This window comes from Pseudomonas promysalinigenes, assembly GCF_014269025.2.
Taxonomy (GTDB): Bacteria; Pseudomonadota; Gammaproteobacteria; order Pseudomonadales; family Pseudomonadaceae; genus Aquipseudomonas; species Aquipseudomonas promysalinigenes.
Genome location: NZ_CP077094.1, coordinates 3,198,697 through 3,219,317 on the forward strand (window position 1 = coordinate 3,198,697; position 20,621 = coordinate 3,219,317).

Below are 20,621 nucleotides of genomic sequence, written 5' to 3' on the forward strand. Positions count from 1 at the left end.
TCGGATATGCGATTTGTGATGTTACGAATTTTCGGGTCTTTCGTCTTCACCACCACAATCTGCGCTGCAGATTGCTTGGGTGTTATATGGTCAAGCCTCACGGGCAATTAGTATTGGTTAGCTCAACGCCTCACAGCGCTTACACACCCAACCTATCAACGTCGTAGTCTTCGACGGCCCTTTAGGGGATTCAAGATCCCAGTGAGATCTCATCTTGAGGCAAGTTTCCCGCTTAGATGCTTTCAGCGGTTATCTCTTCCGAACATAGCTACCCGGCAATGCCACTGGCGTGACAACCGGAACACCAGAGGTTCGTCCACTCCGGTCCTCTCGTACTAGGAGCAGCCCCTCTCAAATCTCAAACGTCCACGGCAGATAGGGACCGAACTGTCTCACGACGTTCTAAACCCAGCTCGCGTACCACTTTAAATGGCGAACAGCCATACCCTTGGGACCGGCTTCAGCCCCAGGATGTGATGAGCCGACATCGAGGTGCCAAACACCGCCGTCGATATGAACTCTTGGGCGGTATCAGCCTGTTATCCCCGGAGTACCTTTTATCCGTTGAGCGATGGCCCTTCCATACAGAACCACCGGATCACTAAGACCTACTTTCGTACCTGCTCGACGTGTTTGTCTCGCAGTCAAGCGCGCTTTTGCCTTTATACTCTACGACCGATTTCCGACCGGTCTGAGCGCACCTTCGTACTCCTCCGTTACTCTTTGGGAGGAGACCGCCCCAGTCAAACTACCCACCATACACTGTCCTCGATCCGGATAACGGACCTGAGTTAGAACCTCAAAGTTGCCAGGGTGGTATTTCAAGGATGGCTCCATGAGAACTGGCGTCCCCACTTCAAAGCCTCCCACCTATCCTACACAAGCAAATTCAAAGTCCAGTGCAAAGCTATAGTAAAGGTTCACGGGGTCTTTCCGTCTAGCCGCGGATACACTGCATCTTCACAGCGATTTCAATTTCACTGAGTCTCGGGTGGAGACAGCGCCGCCATCGTTACGCCATTCGTGCAGGTCGGAACTTACCCGACAAGGAATTTCGCTACCTTAGGACCGTTATAGTTACGGCCGCCGTTTACCGGGGCTTCGATCAAGAGCTTCGCTTGCGCTAACCCCATCAATTAACCTTCCGGCACCGGGCAGGCGTCACACCCTATACGTCCACTTTCGTGTTTGCAGAGTGCTGTGTTTTTAATAAACAGTCGCAGCGGCCTGGTATCTTCGACCGGCATGGGCTTACGGAGCAAGTCCTTCACCCTCGCCGGCGCACCTTCTCCCGAAGTTACGGTGCCATTTTGCCTAGTTCCTTCACCCGAGTTCTCTCAAGCGCCTTGGTATTCTCTACCTAACCACCTGTGTCGGTTTGGGGTACGGTTCCCAGTTATCTGAAGCTTAGGAGCTTTTCTTGGAAGCATGGCATCAACCACTTCGCGCTCTAAAGAGCACTCGTCATCAGCTCTCGGCCTTAAGATCCCGGATTTGCCTAAGATCTCAGCCTACCACCTTAAACTTGGACAACCAACGCCAAGCTGGCCTAGCCTTCTCCGTCCCTCCATCGCAATAACTGGAAGTACAGGAATATTAACCTGTTTTCCATCGACTACGCTTTTCAGCCTCGCCTTAGGGACCGACTAACCCTGCGTCGATTAACGTTGCGCAGGAAACCTTGGTCTTTCGGCGTGCGAGTTTTTCACTCGCATTGTCGTTACTCATGTCAGCATTCGCACTTCTGATACCTCCAGCAAGCTTCTCAACTCACCTTCACAGGCTTACAGAACGCTCCTCTACCGCATCACCAAAGGTGATACCCGTAGCTTCGGTGCATGGTTTGAGCCCCGTTACATCTTCCGCGCAGGCCGACTCGACTAGTGAGCTATTACGCTTTCTTTAAAGGATGGCTGCTTCTAAGCCAACCTCCTAGCTGTCTAAGCCTTCCCACATCGTTTCCCACTTAACCATGACTTTGGGACCTTAGCTGACGGTCTGGGTTGTTTCCCTTTTCACGACGGACGTTAGCACCCGCCGTGTGTCTCCCATGCTCGGCACTTGTAGGTATTCGGAGTTTGCATCGGTTTGGTAAGTCGGGATGACCCCCTAGCCGAAACAGTGCTCTACCCCCTACAGTGATACATGAGGCGCTACCTAAATAGCTTTCGAGGAGAACCAGCTATCTCCGAGCTTGATTAGCCTTTCACTCCGATCCACAGGTCATCCGCTAACTTTTCAACGGTAGTCGGTTCGGTCCTCCAGTCAGTGTTACCTAACCTTCAACCTGCCCATGGATAGATCGCCCGGTTTCGGGTCTATACCCAGCGACTAAACGCCCTATTAAGACTCGCTTTCGCTACGCCTCCCCTATTCGGTTAAGCTCGCCACTGAATATAAGTCGCTGACCCATTATACAAAAGGTACGCAGTCACCTAACAAAGTAGGCTCCCACTGCTTGTACGCATACGGTTTCAGGTTCTATTTCACTCCCCTCTCCGGGGTTCTTTTCGCCTTTCCCTCACGGTACTGGTTCACTATCGGTCAGTCAGTAGTATTTAGCCTTGGAGGATGGTCCCCCCATGTTCAGACAAAGTTTCTCGTGCTCCGTCCTACTCGATTTCATTGATAAGAGACTTTCGTGTACGGGGCTATCACCCACTATGGCCGCACTTTCCAGAGCGTTCCACTAATCTCAAACCAACTTAAGGGCTGGTCCCCGTTCGCTCGCCACTACTAAGGGAATCTCGGTTGATTTCTTTTCCTCAGGGTACTTAGATGTTTCAGTTCCCCTGGTTCGCCTCTTGCACCTATGTATTCAGTACAAGATACTCAGCTTATGCTGAGTGGGTTCCCCCATTCAGAGATCTCTGGATCACAGTCTGTTTGCCGACTCCCCAAAGCTTATCGCAGGCTACCACGTCTTTCATCGCCTCTGACTGCCAAGGCATCCACCGTATGCGCTTCTTCACTTGACCATATAACCCCAAGCAATCTGGTTATACTGTGAAGACGACATTCGCCGAAAATTCGCATGTTGCGCTTACGCGCAGAACTCACAAATTTTACCTTAGCCTGATACCCAGCAGTGAAACTGGCTATCAGTCTATATCTATCACATATCCGAATTTTTAAAGAACGATCTGACAAAAGCCAGAAATCAACATTCGAACTGAATGTTCATTTCTGAATTCTGATCAAGTAGAGCAGAAGTGGTGGAGCCAAGCGGGATCGAACCGCTGACCTCCTGCGTGCAAGGCAGGCGCTCTCCCAGCTGAGCTATGGCCCCGTATCCTACGGCTGAACCATGTAATGGTAGGTCTGGGCAGATTTGAACTGCCGACCTCACCCTTATCAGGGGTGCGCTCTAACCAACTGAGCTACAGACCTATAACAAGGTTGCGTTACAGCATCGTCTTTTACAATGAATCAAGCAATTCGTGTGGGAGCTCATCAGCAGGCTGATGTCGTCGATTAAGGAGGTGATCCAGCCGCAGGTTCCCCTACGGCTACCTTGTTACGACTTCACCCCAGTCATGAATCACACCGTGGTAACCGTCCTCCCGAAGGTTAGACTAGCTACTTCTGGTGCAACCCACTCCCATGGTGTGACGGGCGGTGTGTACAAGGCCCGGGAACGTATTCACCGCGACATTCTGATTCGCGATTACTAGCGATTCCGACTTCACGCAGTCGAGTTGCAGACTGCGATCCGGACTACGATCGGTTTTGTGAGATTAGCTCCACCTCGCGGCTTGGCAACCCTCTGTACCGACCATTGTAGCACGTGTGTAGCCCAGGCCGTAAGGGCCATGATGACTTGACGTCATCCCCACCTTCCTCCGGTTTGTCACCGGCAGTCTCCTTAGAGTGCCCACCATAACGTGCTGGTAACTAAGGACAAGGGTTGCGCTCGTTACGGGACTTAACCCAACATCTCACGACACGAGCTGACGACAGCCATGCAGCACCTGTGTCAGAGTTCCCGAAGGCACCAATCCATCTCTGGAAAGTTCTCTGCATGTCAAGGCCTGGTAAGGTTCTTCGCGTTGCTTCGAATTAAACCACATGCTCCACCGCTTGTGCGGGCCCCCGTCAATTCATTTGAGTTTTAACCTTGCGGCCGTACTCCCCAGGCGGTCAACTTAATGCGTTAGCTGCGCCACTAAAATCTCAAGGATTCCAACGGCTAGTTGACATCGTTTACGGCGTGGACTACCAGGGTATCTAATCCTGTTTGCTCCCCACGCTTTCGCACCTCAGTGTCAGTATCAGTCCAGGTGGTCGCCTTCGCCACTGGTGTTCCTTCCTATATCTACGCATTTCACCGCTACACAGGAAATTCCACCACCCTCTACCGTACTCTAGCTTGCCAGTTTTGGATGCAGTTCCCAGGTTGAGCCCGGGGCTTTCACATCCAACTTAACAAACCACCTACGCGCGCTTTACGCCCAGTAATTCCGATTAACGCTTGCACCCTCTGTATTACCGCGGCTGCTGGCACAGAGTTAGCCGGTGCTTATTCTGTCGGTAACGTCAAAACAGCAAGGTATTAGCTTACTGCCCTTCCTCCCAACTTAAAGTGCTTTACAATCCGAAGACCTTCTTCACACACGCGGCATGGCTGGATCAGGCTTTCGCCCATTGTCCAATATTCCCCACTGCTGCCTCCCGTAGGAGTCTGGACCGTGTCTCAGTTCCAGTGTGACTGATCATCCTCTCAGACCAGTTACGGATCGTCGCCTTGGTGAGCCATTACCTCACCAACTAGCTAATCCGACCTAGGCTCATCTGATAGCGCAAGGCCCGAAGGTCCCCTGCTTTCTCCCGTAGGACGTATGCGGTATTAGCGTTCCTTTCGAAACGTTGTCCCCCACTACCAGGCAGATTCCTAGGCATTACTCACCCGTCCGCCGCTGAATCAAGGAGCAAGCTCCCGTCATCCGCTCGACTTGCATGTGTTAGGCCTGCCGCCAGCGTTCAATCTGAGCCATGATCAAACTCTTCAGTTCAATACTGCTTGGGTTTTTAAGAAACCCTAAACTTGGCTCAGCAATCTCAAATGACTATGTGATTTCTCGCATGGCCACTTGTGATGCTGATAATCTTTGTGACTATCAGTCCGTACTCACAAGCACCCACACGAATTGCTTGATTCGATTTGTTAAAGAGCGTTTGGTTAAGAGCGTTTCGTCTCAACCGAGGCGCGCATTCTACGCTTTCCTCATTTGCTGTCAAGCGTTTATTTTGAAGTTTTTTGCGAGAAACTCGTTTAGCTTCAAACACTTGACTCGCTGCGATCTCTCGTAGCGGGAGGCGAATCATACAGCGTTTAAAACCGCTGTCAACCTTCATCTCCACCGCCATCGATCAGTCGATCGAAGCGCTTCCAGTTTCGCCCAAACTGATTAACTCGTTGAATCTCAAGGAGTTTTTCGTTCCGATGTCGCTGGAAGTGGGGCGCAGTATAAAGGGATTCGAACCCACGTCAAGTCATAATCGTATGAAATCATGCCCCGCAGCTAAAAACGTCAGGCAAGACACCTTGCGCCCTCCCGCAGGATTTGCGCACTATATTGCACACCCTGTGCAGCTCAAAGGATTGTCGCCCTGAAATGAACACCGCCGCCCGCAGCATGGCCAGCACCCTTTTCCCCATTGGCCTGCTGCTTATTGCCATGGCCTCGATCCAGTCCGGAGCATCCCTGGCCAAGAGCATGTTCCCGCTAGTCGGTGCCCAAGGCACCACCACTCTGCGGTTGATTTTCGCCAGCATCATCATGCTTTTAATACTGCGACCATGGCGCGCGCGCATGACCGGCAAGACACTGCGCAACGTCATTATCTACGGGATGTCTTTGGGCGGTATGAACTTCCTCTTCTATATGTCGCTGCAAACTACCCCGCTGGGTATTGCCGTTGCCCTGGAATTCACAGGCCCACTGGCTGTGGCACTGTTCGCCTCTCGCCGTGCGCTGGATTTTCTCTGGATAGCTCTGGCTGTGGCCGGCCTGTTGCTATTGCTGCCAGTAGGGCATGGCGGACAGCCGCTGGATGTATTGGGCGCTGCATATGCGCTGGGTGCAGGTGTCTGCTGGGCACTCTACATTTTGTTTGGCCAACGCGCAGGCGCGGAGCACGGCATCCAGAGCGCCGCCTTGGGGGTGGTGGTTGCAGCCCTGTTCGTTGCCCCCATAGGCATCGTTCATGCTGGCAGTGCACTGCTGAGTCCTGCAATCATTCCTCTGGCCTTGGGCGTCGCCATTCTCTCGACTGCACTTCCCTATAGCCTGGAAATGGTTGCCCTGACTCGCATGCCAGCTCGCACCTTCGGCACCCTGATGAGCATAGAGCCGGCGATTGGTGCTCTTTCAGGCCTGTTGTTCCTGGGCGAAGTATTGAGCACAACTCAGTGGCTGGCGATCCTCGCCATCATTGCGGCCTCGGCTGGCGCTACGCTGTCGATGCGGCGGGAAGCCAAGCCAGCCATTGTCGCAGACTGATTTGAGAATCAGCTTCATTTAGCTGCGATTAAACATTGTCCTCATCAGCCTCCCTCATTAAGCTGTAACCCGATCATCATCTTTACGCTATCTACTTGAGCGAACACGGAAGTCGAGGAAAATTCAGGAAGAACCAAAGCGATAACGCCAGGGTCACAGTGCTGATGGGCCCTGCATTTAAGGACAGGAATGAAACGTATCATGATCATCCTGGCTGTCCTGGCCATCGCTGGATGTGCCGCGACCGCCAAGACTGAGGTCAGGAAAGGAAAAAAGGGCGTGCATATCAATTGCTCCGGCCTGTCTTCGTCATGGGACAAGTGCTACAGCAAGGCAGCTGCCTCCTGCAGCTCGCGCGGCTACAAGGTGGTTGCACGCTCAGGCGACGCTGACGAAGAGGCAGGGGATTACCTCTTCGGCATCAATCCGGCTGGCTACACCAGCCGCAGCATGATCGTCATCTGTAAGTAAGAGAGGGCAGCACACAAGCTGCCCTTTTTTGTGCATAGCACCATCACGCCACTTGGACGGGTGCAGTACGCATTCTCAGCCAGTCCAGTGCAGCGCCCTGCAGCAAGGGAGCAAGTCGCTCTGACACCAGGGCGTGATACTGGTCAAGCCAATCCAACTCTTCTTTGGTTAGCATGTCGGGAAGCAGACAGCGGGTATCGATGGGGCACAGCGTCAAGGTTTCGAAGTACAGGAAATCACCGAATGCACTTCTGCCCAGTGCTCGAGTGGCGACCAGATTCTCGATACGCACTCCCCACGCCCCCGGCCGGTAGGTACCCGGCTCGATGGAACTGATCATGCCTTCCTGCATTGCCGTGTGCGGCGCGGTTGCGGCCTGATAGGCAATCACCTGCGGCCCTTCATGCACGTTCATGAAATAGCCGACGCCATGCCCGGTGCCATGGCCGTAATCGACCTGATCTGCCCATATCGGTGCCCTGGCGATGGCATCGAGCAGCGGGGAAAGAATGCCTCGCGGAAATCGGGCGCGGGACAAAGCGATCATGCCCTTGAGCACGCGAGTGCAATCCTGCTTCTGCTCCAGGCTCGGCGTCCCTATTGGGACCATACGCGTGATGTCTGTGGTGCCGCCCAGATATTGCCCGCCGGAGTCGATCAGCAATAGGCCATCGCCTTCGATGATCGCATGGGATTTTTCGGTTGCGCGGTAATGCGGCATTGCGCCATTGCCGTTGAACGCCGCAATAGTGGCAAAGCTCAACGAGACGAACCCTGGCCGACGAGCGCGGGCAGCACTCAACTGTTCATCGACCGTCAACTCAGTGATGGTTTCTTGGCCCATATGGTTCTCTAACCAAGCGAAGAACTCACACAGCGCAGCGCCGTCCTGCTCCATTACCTGGCGTACATGCACCAGCTCGTCTTCGCTCTTGCAGGATTTGCTCAGCGTGGTCGGGTTCAACCCCTCTACCAGTTGCACCCGTTCATCGAGCGCTTTGAGCAAAGCGCTAGTCACCCGAGCCGGGTCTATGAGCAACCGGCTGCTGGGCGCCAGCCCGGACAGGGCATCGTGCACTGCCGAATAGTCGCGCACTTCGATACCGTCAGCTTCAAGGACATGGCGCAGGTGCTCATCGACCTTGCCGGCCCCCACGAACAGGAAAGCCTGATCCATGCCGATCAAGGCGAAAGCGAGGAAAACCGGGTTGTAGGAAACATCGCTGCCGCGCAGGTTGAACAACCAGGCTATGTCGTCGAGAGTCGCAATGAAATGCCAGTCAGCACCCCTCTCCTGCAACTTGGCGCGCAGCTGGCCAAGCTTGCCAGCACGGCTGACCGTGGCGTGAGGTGGCAGGTGCTGATAGACGGGGTTATCAGGTAGCGTCGGACGCGCCTCCCATACTTCACCAAGCAAGTCCCGATCAGTGATCAGCCGAGCCTGACGTGACTCAAGGCTCTGCTCGAGCAGGCGCGCTTGAGACAGCGCCATTACCGCACCGTCCACCGCTACGGCGCCATTGGCGCGAATGTTCTCTGCTAGCCACTCCAAGGCGCCAGGTTTACCCGGCAGCAATTTCATCAAGGCTATACCGCTGCCGGTCAGCTCATTTTCCGCTTGTTCCCAATAGCGGCTGTCGGCCCACAAGCCAGCAAAGTCAGCAGTCACCACCAATGTGCCTACTGAGCCATCGAACCCCGAGAGCCACCGACGACCTTGCCAATACCCCGGTAGGTATTCGGACAAGTGCGGATCAGCTGAAGGTACCAGTAGTGCATCAACGCCCTCCCGCGCCATGACTTGGCGCACGCGCATCAGGCGCTCTGGCACACTTTGCTCAATCGTGTTCTGAACGTTCATGCGCACTCCTGCCAAAATTCGGGGGTAATTCCACAGGGAGAATAATGAAACAGCTGACACCGTGTCGCAATCGTCGACCGCTCTGACTAAGAGCAATCACGCTGAACGCTTTGCGAATAGGACAATTCCTACAGCTGACGCGATACCGTCAGTCCATTCGGGCTGAACTTCCCACTGACTGAAGCTTCACAGCCTGTACATCCATTGCACACAGGCACCTAGCTATGCCCAGTGCCCTCCATCGGAAATCTGCCGTGGTTCTGCTCGACACCCGCGAGCGAACCCCAGAGCACGAACACGCCGTACACCTGAAGCTGGCCGCTCGCTTGGCGCAGCTTCTGGGCTGCCATGCGGTGCTGCCTGAAGCGCCGATTAGGGGAGACTCTCACTACTATTACCTTCCCACCGAAACCCTGGTCGACACTGAACGCTATGCCGCCTTGGGTATTTCCGGCGAGCAGGACTTCTTCGGCGGCTTGGTTAGCCAACCTTACATAGCCACCAAAGCCATATCCCACCCGCTCCCGCCTGATGCCCGATTTCCGCATGGCTGGACCAACGAGTTCGCTCCCCAGGCAAGTACCGCACTGCTGCGCGGCTATACGGTGTTCAGTAAAGTCGATGCCCGTCGCGCGGCCCAGTTGCTGCTGCTTGAAGGCCCACTGAGGATCAAGCCAGTGCGCGCCTGTGCCGGTCGTGGCCAGCAAGTCTTGACCCAAGCGGACGAACTGGAGCCGCTGCTGGCCAACATCGATGAAAGAGAGCTGGGAGTATGGGGGCTAGTACTGGAAGAAAATCTGAGCAACGTACAGACCTTCAGCGTCGGCCAGGTTCGCGTCGCCGGCCTGACCTGCAGCTACTACGGCACCCAGCAGCTTACCCGTGACCATCAAGGTGCCGAAGTATACGGAGGTTCCGAGCTCATCGTGGTGCGCGGCGACTATCTCGCTTTATTGCAGCGGCCCATGGAGGATTGCCTGCGCTTGGCGATCAATCAGGCCATGGTTTATGAGCATGCTGCCGAGCAGCACTTCCCAGGCTTCATCGCATCACGGCGCAATTATGATGTTGCCCGGGGCACTACAGCCCAAGGCCAGGTGCGCAGTGGGGTGCTTGAGCAATCTTGGCGAATGGGCGGGGCAAGCAGCGCCGAACTGCTGGCTTTGCAAGCATTTGCTGATGATCCGGCTCTTCTGCAGGTATGCGCATCCACGCACGAGGTGTACGGCGCACCCGATTTACCTCCTGACGCCACGCTTTTCTATCAGGGAAACGACAGTGAACTCGGACAACTCAGCAAATACGCGCGAATCCGCCAGCATCGGCATTCAGAGTGAAACCGTGGAATTGCAGGTCGATGATGACAGCATCGTCGGCACCATAGTCAGCCCTGGCCCCAAGATGCCCGGCATACTTTTCGTCCATGGCTGGGGCGGTAGCCAACAGCGTGATCTGGCTCGGGCCCGGCACATCACCGGCCTGGGTTGCGTTTGTATGACTTTCGACCTGCGTGGCCATGAAAAGACTGAAGGCCAGCGCCTGACTGTGACTCGCGAACAGAATCTGAAAGACCTGTTGGTCGCGTACGATCGGCTGGTCAGCCACCCGGCTGTGGACAGCGGTGCGATCGCTATCATCGGCAGCAGCTACGGCGGTTATTTGGCAACCCTCCTCAGCTTGCAACGGCCGGTGAAATGGCTGGCGTTGCGGGTGCCGGCGATGTATTGGGACGATGAGTGGAACATGCCTAAACAAGCCCTGGACCGTCAGCGACTAAACGTCTACCGCCAACGTGTCCTCGGCCCGGCAGACAATCAGGCCTTGGCCGCCTGCGCCGAATTTGCCGGCGACGTGCTGCTGGTGGAGTCAGAGCATGATGACTACGTGCCGCACACCACTTTGATGAGCTACCGCTCTGCATTCATCAATGCCCATTCGCTGACCCATCGTACCGTCGACGGTGCCGATCACGCCCTATCCAGCGAGCAGAGCCAGAAAGCGTACAGTTCGATCCTTGCCTCCTGGATCAGTGAAATGGTTATAGGCGCGCGTCTTGACCGCTATCCACACTACGCCCCTTGGTACGCGTGATCCGAAGCGAGCGGGCAGTGAAAGCCCCCATCGCTGCCTCGCACCAGCCCGCGTAGCGCCTGATAGGCAGCAAAATTGACGCCCCGCGCCTGATAGTGACTGAGCAATTCCAGAAAAGGCTCTTGAGCGAACCACTGGGCAGCTTGCTCCCACGCTAGCCGTGACTGCCATTGCAAGCATTGCAGAACCCGGCTGCCATCATCGCTGGCCTCAATAGAGACGCTCTGCAACCCCAGGCAGCGCTCAGCCAGCGTTTCACTGCGCGCGATCAGTGCTTCAGCCAGCGCTGCCTGGCGTGTGGAAGGCACCTCATATTCGATCATCTGGGTAAACCAAAGAGAATGTGGCGCGGTGGTCATGGCAGATCTCCTTCCTACGAGCGTTGCTAGGGAATGGCCAGCAGGGTAAAACCTTGAGTTAACTCTAGGTCAAGCAGTATTTCTCATGCCTACTACCTCCTCTGTAAGCGAAGACAAGATGCTTAGCGTCGGCCAACTGGCTGCCCGCAGCGGCGTGGCAGTAACTGCGCTGCATTTCTATGAAACCAAGGGGCTAATCCATAGCACGCGTAACGCTGGCAACCAGCGCCGTTACCCCAGAGCAGTGCTGCGGCGGGTAGCGGTGATCAAGATGGCCCAACGTTTGGGCATACCATTGGCCCAGATCGCAGCTGCCTTGGCCGAGCTGCCAAGCGATCACACGCCCAACGCCGAAGACTGGCAGCGCCTTTCGGCGCGCTGGCGTGATGACTTGAGCCAACGTATTGAGCAGATGATCAAGCTGCGCGACCAACTCGATGGCTGCATCGGCTGTGGTTGCATGTCGCTAAAAGAGTGCCCGCTGCGTAATCACCAGGACCACCTGGCTGATGCAGGACCAGGGCCGCATCTGCCATGAGCGATGCGTGAACGGCTATTTACCGTGGACAAAACGAGCTGCTCGGTGCCCCGGTGCCGGTCAGCAGGGCGCTGCGGCGCGCCGCTCAGATCACCACGTTGCGTACGAAGCGCACCGGTTCGTGCCCATCATTACGGTAGGCGTAGCGGCAATTGCTGGGGAAGACATGAAACTGGCCAACTTCCAGACAGTGCTCCGTGCCTTCGATGACGAGCGTCAGTTGGCCTGCGGCCACATAGATTTGTTCACTCCAACCCTCGGCATCCGCCTCACTGGCGTAGCGCTCACCTGGCGCGAGGGTCCACTCCCAGATTTCCACTTCCCGCCGAGCACTGCTGCTTGCCAGCAACACGGCTTTGCTCTGCGGATGCTCACCGGCCCAGGCTAGCTCGTCGATACGGCTGGGATCACGCTGATCGGGCGCTTGAATCAGCGTGCTGAAAACCACCCCAAGCGCTTGTGCAATAGCATCCAGGGTCGTCAGGCTGACATTCTTCTCCCCCGCCTCGATCGCCACCAGCATGCGCCGGCTGACGCCGGAACGTTCTGCCAAAACACTCTGGCTCATGCCAGCTGTATTGCGCAGGCGCCGCACATTGAGGCTGACATGCTGTAGCACCGACGCCTGACGCGAAGAATCTTTGTGCACTATATTGCTCACCTTTACCCGTTGCGCAGTATACTGCTCATTTGCGGCGATTGTGCGCCGCCTTCTCCGAGTACGCAAGATCATGAACCAGCCAACCAGCAGCCCGCAGCCCACCTTGTCTTTGCGCCTGAGCAAAGCGGAAATGGTGCTGGTATTCATCACCATGCTATGGGGCGGCACCTTCCTGCTGGTCCATAACGTCATGACTGTAAGCGGCCCGATGTTCTTCGTGGGCCTGCGCTTCGCGGCAGCGGCGCTGTTCGTCGGGCTGGCTTCGGGGCGGGCACTGGCAGGCCTGACCTTCACTGAACTGAAGGCCGGCATGTTGATCGGGGTGTCGATCATGCTGGGCTACGGCTTGCAGACCATGGGCCTGCAGACCATCAGCAGCAGCCAGTCAGCGTTCATTACTGCGCTCTACGTACCTTTCGTACCACTTTTACAATGGCTGGTGTTGGGGCGCCGACCAGGGCTCATGCCTAGCATCGGCATCGGCCTGGCCTTCATTGGCTTGATGTTGCTGGCCGGCCCCGAGGGAGGCGCCTTACATTTCAGTGAAGGTGAAGTGGTCACTCTGGTAAGCGCAGTGGCCATCGCCGCCGAGATCATCCTGATCAGCCGCTTCGCAGGCCAAGTGGATGTGCGCCGCGTCACCGTGGTGCAATTGGCCACCGCTTCGCTGCTAGCGTTCCTGATGGTTGTCCCCACCCAGGAACGTCTGCCTGACTTCTCCTGGTTGCTATTGCTTAGCGCGTTAGGCCTAGGGGCCATGAGCGCGGTGATCCAAGTGGCGATGAATTGGGCGCAAAAGTCGGTGTCACCCACGCGCGCCACGTTGATCTATGCGGGAGAACCCGTGTGGGCAGGCATCGTTGGGCGCATCGCCGGCGAGCGCCTGCCAGGTATTGCATTGCTGGGTGGTCTGTTGATCGTCATTGCCGTAGTGGTCAGCGAGCTAAAGCTTCGCCGCAACCGTCAAGTGAGCGAAACCTTGCAGACGCCAGGGACACACGAGCAAGAGATCGGCCTGTGAAACGCCACTTGCAAACTATGCTCTGTAAAAAACTGTCATAAAAAAACAGCTTGTCACAGCGCTTTTGTAGGATTCTGCGACAGCTTGCGTGTTGGTGATAAACGGCCCGGCACGTATGATCCTTGCAAACCTTTCAAGAATAGAACGCTATGTCATTGATAGTGCTACTGCTTCTGCCGTTCCTGGGCAGTTGTCTGGCAGCTGTCCTGCCGCACAACGCGCGTAATGCCGAGTCCGTCTTAGCCGGGCTCGTTGCCCTGGTCGGCACCGTCCAGGTAGCACTGCTGTATCCGCAGATCGCTCACGGCGGCGTAATTCGCGAAGAACTCCTGTGGTTACCGAGCCTTGGCCTGAATTTTGTGCTGCGCATGGACGGTTTCGCCTGGTTGTTCTCGTTGCTGGTACTGGGCATCGGCACTCTGGTATCGCTGTACGCACGCTACTACATGTCACCGCAGGACCCAGTACCCCGATTTTTCGCTTTCTTCCTGGCATTCATGGGGGCCATGCTCGGCCTGGTAATCTCCGGCAACCTGATCCAGCTGGTATTTTTCTGGGAGCTGACCAGCCTCTTTTCCTTCCTGCTGATCGGCTACTGGCACCACCGCGCAGACGCGCGCCGCGGCGCCTACATGGCCTTGATGGTTACTGGCGCAGGTGGTCTGTGCCTGCTGGTCGGGGCGCTTCTGCTCGGCCATGTGGTGGGCAGCTACGACCTGGACAAGGTTTTGGCTGCCGGCGAAGCCATTCGCCAACACTCACTTTATCCGGTATTGCTGCCACTGATCCTGATCGGCGCATTGAGCAAGAGTGCGCAATTCCCCTTCCAGTTCTGGCTGCCCCACGCCATGGCGGCTCCCACTCCGGTTTCCGCCTACCTGCACTCGGCAACGATGGTCAAGGCCGGTGTATTCCTGCTGGCTCGCCTCTGGCCCGTGTTGTCGGGCAGTGATGAGTGGTTCTGGATCGTCGGCGGCGCAGGTGCCATAACTTTGCTGCTGGGCGCGTTCGCGGCAATGTTCCAAAACGACCTCAAGGGCCTGCTGGCTTACTCGACAATCAGCCACCTGGGCCTGATCACCCTGCTGCTGGGACTCAACAGCCCGCTTGCTGCGGTCGCCGCAGTGTTTCACATCCTTAACCACGCCACCTTCAAGGCCTCGCTGTTCATGGCCGCCGGGATCATCGACCATGAAAGCGGCACTCGTGACATACGGCGACTGAGTGGCTTGATACGCCTGGTTCCCTACACCGCGACCCTGGCCATGGTAGCCAGCGCGGCGATGGCAGGGGTGCCGTTGATGAATGGCTTCCTGTCCAAAGAGATGTTCTTCGCCGAAACCGTATTCATCAGCTCCACTGCTTGGGTCGAAGCCGCACTGCCAGTTATCGCCACCCTCGCCGGCACCTTCAGTGTGGCCTACGCCTTGCGTTTCACCGTTGACGTATTCTTCGGGCCGCCCGCTACCGATCTGCCGCACACGCCCCATGAACCTCCGCGCTGGATGCGTGCGCCCGTGGAGCTGCTGGTGCTGGCCTGCCTGGTGGTTGGCATCTTTCCGTCTCAATCGGTGGGCCCACTGCTGGCTGCCGCTGCACTGCCAGTGGTGGGCGGTACCTTGCCAGACTACAGCCTGGCTATCTGGCACGGCTGGAACGCACCGCTGATGATGAGCTTGCTCGCCATGAGCGGCGGTATCGTTCTCTATCTGCTGCTGCGCAAACAGCTGCGTCGGGGCCGCTTCCCCTACCCGCCGCTGATCGAACGCTTCAATGGCAAGCGCCTGTTCGAGCAAGGCCAGGTCCAGCTGATGCTAATAGCTAGGCGAGTCGAGCGTGTGACCACTAGCCGCCGCCTGCAATCACAGCTGTTCATGCTGGTATTGGCCGCCTTCATCGCCGGCCTCACCCCCATGCTCTACAGCGGCCTGAGCTGGGGAGATCGGCCAAAGATTCCAGGCTCCGGGGTATTTGTCGCGCTCTGGTTGATCGCCATTGCCTGTGCCATCGGTGCCGCCTGGCAGGCCAAGTACCACCGTTTGGCCGCCTTGATCATGGTCGGTGTCTGCGGCCTTATGACCTGCATCACATTCGTATGGTTTTCAGCCCCTGATCTGGCTCTGACTCAACTGGTCGTCGAAGTGGTAACCACGGTACTGATTTTGCTGGGCTTGCGCTGGCTGCCACGGCGTATCGAAGGCGTCTCGCCACTGCCTGGCAGCCGTGATCGAGCCCGTGCCCGGCGCCTGCGCGACCTGCTGCTGGCTGTGCTGGTCGGGGGCGGTATGGCCCTTCTGTCTTATGCCATGCTTACCCGGCCGACGCCCAACGACATTTCTTCGTTCTATCTCAGCCGCGCCCTGCCCCAAGGCGGTGGTACCAACGTGGTCAATGTCATGCTGGTGGACTTCCGAGGTTTCGACACCCTCGGCGAGATCACTGTGCTGGTGGCCGTCGCGCTGACCGTATTCGCGCTGCTGCGCCGTTTCCGCCCGCCGAAAGAGAGCATGCAGTTGCCAGCTCAGCAGCGGCAGTTGGCTCCAGACCTGGTAACCGACTTGATCAACCCACGGCATGCGACCGACACCGCTCTGGGCTTCATGATGGTGCCAGCCGTATTGGTGCGCCTGCTGCTGCCCATCGCCCTGCTGGTGTCGATGTACCTGTTCATGCGTGGCCACAACCAGCCAGGTGGCGGCTTTGTCGCTGGCCTGGTGATGTCGGTAGCGTTCATTCTCCAATACATGGTGGCAGGCACCCAGTGGGTCGAAGCACAGATGAGCCTGCGGCCCTTGCGCTGGATGGGCACCGGGCTGCTCTGCGCCACCTTGACCGGGGTCGGCGCCATGTTGCTGGGGTACCCGTTCCTCACTACCCATACTGCTCACCTACACGTGCCGCTGCTCGGCGACATGCACGTGGCCAGTGCGCTGCTTTTCGACATTGGTGTGTACACCGTGGTAGTGGGCTCGACCCTACTGATTCTCACCGCTCTGGCGCACCAATCAGTACGGGCTTACCGCCCGGCGAACCCGCCGAAGTCCAGCCAAGCAGGAGCCGCCTGATGGAAGAAGTCATTGCAGTCGCCATCGGCGTATTGGCAGCATCGGGGGTATGGTTGATCCTGCGCCCACGCACCTATCAGGTGATCATGGGGCTATGCCTGTTGTCGTATGGCGTCAACCTGTTCATTTTCAGCATGGGCAGCCTGTTCATCGGCAAGGAGCCGATCATCAAAGATGGCGTGACTCAGGACCTGCTGCATTACACCGACCCGCTGCCGCAAGCGCTGGTGCTCACCGCCATCGTTATCAGCTTTGCCATGACCGCACTTTTCCTGGTAGTACTGCTGGCCTCGCGGGGTCTGACCGGCACTGACCATGTGGACGGCCGGGAGCGTGACGAATGAGTGGCATTAGCCAACTGATGGTTGCGCCCATCCTGCTACCCCTGCTGACGGCAGCAGTGATGCTGTTGCTGGGTGAAAAGCACCGCCCGCTCAAGGCTCGCTTGAACCTGCTCTCCACCTTCGCAGGGCTGGGAGTCGCTGTAACGCTGTTGATGTGGGTGCGTGCACAAGGCCAGGCGGAGTCGATCGGCGTCTATCTACCGGGCAACTGGCCCGCGCCCTTTGGCATCGTACTGGTGGTGGACCACCTCTCGGCCCTGATGCTGACCCTCACCGGGGTTATCGGCGTCAGCGCGCTATTGTTCGCCAGAGCTCGGTGGGACGGCGCGGGGGCCAGCTTTCATGCGTTGTTCCAGATCCAGCTGATGGGCCTGTATGGCGCATTTCTCACTGCCGACCTGTTCAACCTGTTCGTGTTTTTCGAAGTGCTGCTAGCCGCATCCTACGGCCTGCTGCTCCATGGTTCGGGCAGAGCGCGGGTGCGCGCCGGGCTGCACTATATCGCCATCAACCTGTTCGCCTCCTCCCTGTTTCTGATTGGCGCAGCGATGCTGTATGGCGTCACCGGCACCCTGAATATGGCTGACCTGGCGTTGAAGATTCCGTTAGTGCCTGAAGCGGATCGTGGTTTGCTGCACGCAGGTGCGGCAATCCTGGCGATGGCGTTTCTAGCCAAGGCCGGGATCTGGCCGCTGAATTTCTGGCTGGTCCCTGCCTACGCCTCAGCCAGTGCGCCAGTCGCCGCACTGTTCGCCATCATGACCAAGGTCGGTCTGTATGCGGTTCTGCGACTGTGGACGCTGCTATTCTCCGGGCAGGCCGGGGCCTCGGCGCATTTCGGTGGGCAATGGCTGGTCTATGGGGGGCTGGTCACCTTGGCCGTGGCGACGGTGTCGATACTGGCCGCACAGCGCCTGGAGCGCATGGCTGCGCTGAGCATCCTGGTTTCTGCTGGCACACTGCTGGGGGCGCTGGGTTTCGCCCAGCCAGCACTCACTGGCGCAGCCCTGTTCTACCTGGTCAACTCGACCCTCGCGCTGTGCGCACTGTTCTTGCTCGCCGAGCTGATCGAGCGCTCGCGCTCGGCCAACGAGATGCCGCTGGAGGAGGAAGAAGATGCGATGCCTCCGCCGCTTGAGTCGCTGCATCCGCCCAAGGGCATCAACCTTGACGACGAGCAGAAAGCGGTGATCGGCCAGATCATCCCTTGGACCATGGCATTTCTAGGCCTTAGCTTCATCGCCTGCGCCCTGCTGATTATCGGCATGCCGCCGCTGTCCGGGTTCGTCAGCAAACTCAACCTGATCAACGCGCTGTTCAATCCGCAAGGCTTGGGAATGCCAGCCGAATCTGCGCTCCAACCTGCAGGCTGGGTACTAGTGGCGCTGCTGATTCTCGGGGGCATGGCCTCGCTTATCGCCTTCGGCCGAGTAGGCATCCAGCGCTTCTGGAAACCCGAAGAACGCCCTTCGCCCGCGCTGCGCGGGTTTGAGTGCCTGCCGATCGTGATCCTCCTCGGCTTGTGTATGATCCTCAGCGTCAGGGCCGGACCGTTGTTGCGCTACACCCAGGACACAGCCGCCAGCCTCCAGGCGCCGGATGCCTATATCGAAGCCGTGATGGCCGCCCGGCCTCTACCCGGCCCCACAACACCTAATGTACAGGTGCAGCCATGAGCCGACTGTTCCCCGCTCCGCTGCTGTCGGCGGCCTTGTTCTTGCTGTGGCTGCTGTTGAATCTCTCAGTCAGCCCCGGCAACCTGTTGCTTGGGGCCGCACTGGGCGTCCTGGCACCAATGCTGATGGCACCGCTGCGTCCGCAACACGCCCACGTGCGAAAACCTTGGGTGACGATAAAGCTGATTTGTCGTGTAGGCATGGATGTGGTTCGGTCCAACCTGCAAGTCGCTAGCACCGTACTGCGTGCTCGGCAGCGTCCACCGCGTTCGGCCTTCGTGCATATTCCGCTGGACCTGCGCGACGCCCACGGCCTCGCGGCATTGGCAATGATCACAACCGTCGTGCCGGGTACCGTATGGTCGGAGCTGGCCCTGGATCGCAGCGTGCTGCTGCTGCATGTGTTCGAGCTGCACGATGAAGCGGCCTTCATCGAGCATTTCAAACTCACCTACGAACGCCCTTTAATGGAGATCTTCCAATGACAGGCCTGCTCGCCAACGCGGTTCTCGCCAGCCTGTTCATCTTCGCCCTGGCGATGGGTTTGACGCTGATACGGCTGTTTCGCGGGCCTTCAGCGCAGGACCGGGTGCTGGCCCTGGACTATCTGTACATTCTGGGCATGCTGACCATGCTGGTACTAGGGATACGCTACGCCAGTGACACCTACTTCGAAGGTGCATTGCTGATTGCTCTGTTCGGCTTTGTGGGTTCGTTCGCCCTGGCGAAATTCCTGCTACGTGGTGAGGTGATCGAATGACCGAAGCCCTTCAACTGCCCTTCTGGCTTGAGCTGGCTACTGCCGCACTGTTACTGATTGGTAGCGTATTCGCGCTGATCGGTGCCATTGGCCTGCTGCGCCTGAAAGACTACTTTCAACGCATGCATCCACCGGCGCTTGCATCAACCATCGGCGCCTGGTGCGTGGCATTGGCATCGATCATCTACTTTTCATGGCTCAAAAGCAGCCCAGTGCTGCATGCCTGGCTGATACCGATCCTGCTGTCGATTACCGTGCCGGTAACAACGCTGTTGCTTGCTCGTGCAGCGCTGTTCCGCAAGCGCAGGTCCAAAGAATCCGTGCCCGCAGAAGTGAGCAGTGGTCGAGACCGCGGCCACTGAGACGGCTGGGCTCAAGCTTCGTTGAGGCGCTGTAACTCGCGCCGGACCATGGCGACATAAGGAGGCGGGCCCAGCTGATACAACTGGGCCGCCACCCAGCTCAACCAGCCACTCCCCATGGCGCCACGCTGCCCCAGCAAGCGCTGGGCCTCAGCCAGTGCCTGTGCCTGGTGCTGCCGATGAAACTCAGCACGTGTACCAGGCTCCTCGTTAAGGTTGCTCACTCGCTGGCCTTGAACGTGGTCAGCTCGCCCTTGCGCCATTTAGCGACCTTGCCGGTTACCGCCTTGAGTAATTTGCCCAAACCTTCTTGAACCTGTTGCTGTGCCGCAAAGACCAGCATCACACCGTGGCCTTCGCGGAACACGATACCTTCGCCTTCCGGCACCGTTACGAATGCGTAGTCGCCGACGCCATAAACGTTCAGCTTGATTTCGCGAAAGCGCATTTCCAGCTTGCCGCCTTCCCGGCTAGGCAGAACCGCGGCGCGGAAGTGATCGCCTACTTTCAGCTCCAGGCGCTGCTTGTCATCGACCACCAAAGCGCTTTCGGTGTCGATCTCAGCCATGTAAAGGCCTTCAGGGTTTTGTTCGGTGACATAAATGAAACGGCCTTGAAACAGCTTGGCCAACTTGCCACGCAAATCGCCCAGGGCAAACAATGCGTGGGTATCCAGTGTACTGACTGCCAATGAAGTAATCCTCAAACCTGTGACATCCGTCCTCACTCAGCGTCAGTGAGGCACGGCGATTTCAATTCGATAGGCGAAAAGAATAATTAAGTGGAGCTCGAAACGTCTGTGCTTGCTGGCGATGCAGCTCGCAGGAAACTTTACTCTGGCTTGCCAGATATGGCCTTATCGCAGGCTTTAGGCCTATTCCCTATCAGGGAAGCGTAATGTCTGACAAC

Annotated in this window: 17 protein-coding genes, 2 tRNA genes and 2 rRNA genes; 12 read left to right on the forward strand and 9 right to left on the reverse strand. The window is 57.4% G+C overall.

Translation table 11 applies throughout. The features are described from left to right. Positions 1-86 precede the first annotated feature (86 nt). The 4 genes from HU725_RS14705 to HU725_RS14720 form a co-directional block, all read right to left on the reverse strand. Positions 87-2,978 (reverse strand): 23S ribosomal RNA (locus tag HU725_RS14705). A gap of 235 nt (positions 2,979-3,213) precedes the next feature. Beyond that, positions 3,214-3,289, reverse strand: a tRNA-Ala gene (locus HU725_RS14710). Between the two features lie 24 nt (positions 3,290-3,313). Further along, positions 3,314-3,390 (reverse strand) — tRNA-Ile (locus HU725_RS14715). 85 nt (positions 3,391-3,475) lie between these two features. After that, positions 3,476-5,012: ribosomal RNA gene (locus HU725_RS14720) — 16S ribosomal RNA — on the reverse strand. Together the 16S and 23S rRNA genes with 2 tRNA genes alongside form the textbook arrangement of a ribosomal RNA operon. A gap of 603 nt (positions 5,013-5,615) precedes the next feature. Between HU725_RS14720 and rhtA the strand changes: the two genes are divergently transcribed. Both rhtA and HU725_RS14730 read left to right on the forward strand, forming a co-directional pair. After that, positions 5,616-6,503 carry a threonine/homoserine exporter RhtA gene (gene rhtA, locus HU725_RS14725; RefSeq protein ID WP_186478515.1) on the forward strand — a complete coding sequence of 296 codons (888 nt, stop codon included), beginning with the start codon at positions 5,616-5,618 and terminating at the stop codon, positions 6,501-6,503. Between the two features lie 189 nt (positions 6,504-6,692). Further along, the gene (locus HU725_RS14730; protein ID WP_060480660.1) at positions 6,693-6,974 is read left to right on the forward strand and encodes a hypothetical protein; all 282 of its coding nucleotides are present in this window, start codon (positions 6,693-6,695) and stop codon (positions 6,972-6,974) included. 43 nt (positions 6,975-7,017) lie between these two features. Here the strand turns inward: HU725_RS14730 and HU725_RS14735 are convergent, their stop codons facing one another. Then, positions 7,018-8,835 carry an aminopeptidase P family protein gene (locus tag HU725_RS14735; protein WP_186478516.1) on the reverse strand — a complete coding sequence of 606 codons (1,818 nt, stop codon included), beginning with the start codon at positions 8,833-8,835 and terminating at the stop codon, positions 7,018-7,020. A gap of 224 nt (positions 8,836-9,059) precedes the next feature. Between HU725_RS14735 and HU725_RS14740 the strand changes: the two genes are divergently transcribed. Continuing rightward, on the forward strand, positions 9,060-10,172 hold the full coding sequence (locus HU725_RS14740) for a DUF3182 family protein (protein WP_186478517.1): 1,113 nt from the start codon (positions 9,060-9,062) through the stop codon (positions 10,170-10,172). Further along, positions 10,156-10,926, forward strand: a complete 771-nt coding sequence (locus HU725_RS14745) for an alpha/beta hydrolase family protein (RefSeq protein WP_060479320.1) — start codon at positions 10,156-10,158, stop codon at positions 10,924-10,926. Before HU725_RS14740 ends, HU725_RS14745 begins: the two co-directional genes overlap by 17 nt. Here the strand turns inward: HU725_RS14745 and HU725_RS14750 are convergent. Further along, positions 10,905-11,285 carry an antibiotic biosynthesis monooxygenase gene (locus tag HU725_RS14750; RefSeq protein WP_186478518.1) on the reverse strand — a complete coding sequence of 127 codons (381 nt, stop codon included), beginning with the start codon at positions 11,283-11,285 and terminating at the stop codon, positions 10,905-10,907. The genes HU725_RS14745 and HU725_RS14750 overlap by 22 nt on opposite strands. 85 nt (positions 11,286-11,370) lie before the next feature. Between HU725_RS14750 and soxR the strand changes: the two genes are divergently transcribed. Beyond that, positions 11,371-11,823 (forward strand): redox-sensitive transcriptional activator SoxR, encoded by a 453-nt coding sequence (gene soxR, locus HU725_RS14755; protein ID WP_186478519.1) that lies wholly within the window; start codon positions 11,371-11,373, stop codon positions 11,821-11,823. A gap of 85 nt (positions 11,824-11,908) precedes the next feature. On the opposite strand, the gene HU725_RS14760 is transcribed toward soxR, so the two are convergent. Continuing rightward, positions 11,909-12,472, reverse strand: coding sequence for a helix-turn-helix domain-containing protein (locus tag HU725_RS14760; RefSeq protein WP_186478520.1), 564 nt, complete (start codon positions 12,470-12,472; stop codon positions 11,909-11,911). A gap of 82 nt (positions 12,473-12,554) precedes the next feature. Between HU725_RS14760 and HU725_RS14765 the strand changes: the two genes are divergently transcribed. The 7 genes from HU725_RS14765 to HU725_RS14795 all read left to right on the forward strand — a co-directional run bounded on the left by HU725_RS14765 (position 12,555) and on the right by HU725_RS14795 (position 19,712). Further along, positions 12,555-13,505, forward strand: coding sequence for a DMT family transporter (locus HU725_RS14765; RefSeq protein ID WP_186478521.1), 951 nt, complete (start codon positions 12,555-12,557; stop codon positions 13,503-13,505). 149 nt (positions 13,506-13,654) lie between these two features. After that, complete coding sequence (locus HU725_RS14770; RefSeq protein WP_186478522.1) at positions 13,655-16,570, forward strand: monovalent cation/H+ antiporter subunit A; 2,916 nt, start codon at positions 13,655-13,657, stop codon at positions 16,568-16,570. Further along, positions 16,570-16,914: a Na+/H+ antiporter subunit C gene (locus HU725_RS14775; protein WP_003250128.1), complete on the forward strand. Its 345-nt coding sequence runs from the start codon at positions 16,570-16,572 to the stop codon at positions 16,912-16,914. Before HU725_RS14770 ends, HU725_RS14775 begins: the two co-directional genes overlap by 1 nt. Beyond that, positions 16,911-18,590, forward strand: a complete 1,680-nt coding sequence (locus HU725_RS14780) for a monovalent cation/H+ antiporter subunit D (RefSeq protein ID WP_186478523.1) — start codon at positions 16,911-16,913, stop codon at positions 18,588-18,590. The genes HU725_RS14775 and HU725_RS14780 overlap by 4 nt, the downstream gene beginning before the upstream one ends. Then, complete coding sequence (locus HU725_RS14785; protein WP_186478524.1) at positions 18,587-19,075, forward strand: Na+/H+ antiporter subunit E; 489 nt, start codon at positions 18,587-18,589, stop codon at positions 19,073-19,075. Before HU725_RS14780 ends, HU725_RS14785 begins: the two co-directional genes overlap by 4 nt. Then, positions 19,072-19,350 (forward strand): K+/H+ antiporter subunit F, encoded by a 279-nt coding sequence (locus tag HU725_RS14790; protein ID WP_060479293.1) that lies wholly within the window; start codon positions 19,072-19,074, stop codon positions 19,348-19,350. The genes HU725_RS14785 and HU725_RS14790 overlap by 4 nt, the downstream gene beginning before the upstream one ends. After that, the gene (locus tag HU725_RS14795; protein ID WP_060479294.1) at positions 19,347-19,712 is read left to right on the forward strand and encodes a Na+/H+ antiporter subunit G; all 366 of its coding nucleotides are present in this window, start codon (positions 19,347-19,349) and stop codon (positions 19,710-19,712) included. Before HU725_RS14790 ends, HU725_RS14795 begins: the two co-directional genes overlap by 4 nt. An 11-nt stretch (positions 19,713-19,723) precedes the next feature. On the opposite strand, the gene HU725_RS14800 is transcribed toward HU725_RS14795, so the two are convergent. Both HU725_RS14800 and HU725_RS14805 read right to left on the reverse strand, forming a co-directional pair. Continuing rightward, positions 19,724-19,936: a hypothetical protein gene (locus HU725_RS14800; protein ID WP_186478525.1), complete on the reverse strand. Its 213-nt coding sequence runs from the start codon at positions 19,934-19,936 to the stop codon at positions 19,724-19,726. Then, entirely contained in the window at positions 19,933-20,403 is a 471-nt protein-coding gene (locus tag HU725_RS14805) for a hypothetical protein (RefSeq protein WP_186478526.1), read from the reverse strand. Before HU725_RS14805 ends, HU725_RS14800 begins: the two co-directional genes overlap by 4 nt. Positions 20,404-20,621: the final 218 nt, after the last annotated feature.

Bases quoted from the DNA above. Each gene is read 5' to 3' on its own strand.
- rhtA (WP_186478515.1), top strand. From the start codon at position 5,616: ATGAACACCGCCGCCCGCAGCATGGCCAGCACCCTTTTCCCCATTGGC.
- HU725_RS14730 (WP_060480660.1), top strand. From the start codon at position 6,693: ATGAAACGTATCATGATCATCCTGGCTGTCCTGGCCATCGCTGGATGT.
- HU725_RS14735 (WP_186478516.1), bottom strand. From the start codon at position 8,835: ATGAACGTTCAGAACACGATTGAGCAAAGTGTGCCAGAGCGCCTGATG.
- HU725_RS14740 (WP_186478517.1), top strand. From the start codon at position 9,060: ATGCCCAGTGCCCTCCATCGGAAATCTGCCGTGGTTCTGCTCGACACC.
- HU725_RS14750 (WP_186478518.1), bottom strand. From the start codon at position 11,285: ATGACCACCGCGCCACATTCTCTTTGGTTTACCCAGATGATCGAATAT.
- soxR (WP_186478519.1), top strand. From the start codon at position 11,371: ATGCCTACTACCTCCTCTGTAAGCGAAGACAAGATGCTTAGCGTCGGC.
- HU725_RS14765 (WP_186478521.1), top strand. From the start codon at position 12,555: ATGAACCAGCCAACCAGCAGCCCGCAGCCCACCTTGTCTTTGCGCCTG.
- HU725_RS14770 (WP_186478522.1), top strand. From the start codon at position 13,655: ATGTCATTGATAGTGCTACTGCTTCTGCCGTTCCTGGGCAGTTGTCTG.
- HU725_RS14775 (WP_003250128.1), top strand. From the start codon at position 16,570: ATGGAAGAAGTCATTGCAGTCGCCATCGGCGTATTGGCAGCATCGGGG.
- HU725_RS14780 (WP_186478523.1), top strand. From the start codon at position 16,911: ATGAGTGGCATTAGCCAACTGATGGTTGCGCCCATCCTGCTACCCCTG.
- HU725_RS14785 (WP_186478524.1), top strand. From the start codon at position 18,587: ATGAGCCGACTGTTCCCCGCTCCGCTGCTGTCGGCGGCCTTGTTCTTG.
- HU725_RS14790 (WP_060479293.1), top strand. From the start codon at position 19,072: ATGACAGGCCTGCTCGCCAACGCGGTTCTCGCCAGCCTGTTCATCTTC.
- HU725_RS14795 (WP_060479294.1), top strand. From the start codon at position 19,347: ATGACCGAAGCCCTTCAACTGCCCTTCTGGCTTGAGCTGGCTACTGCC.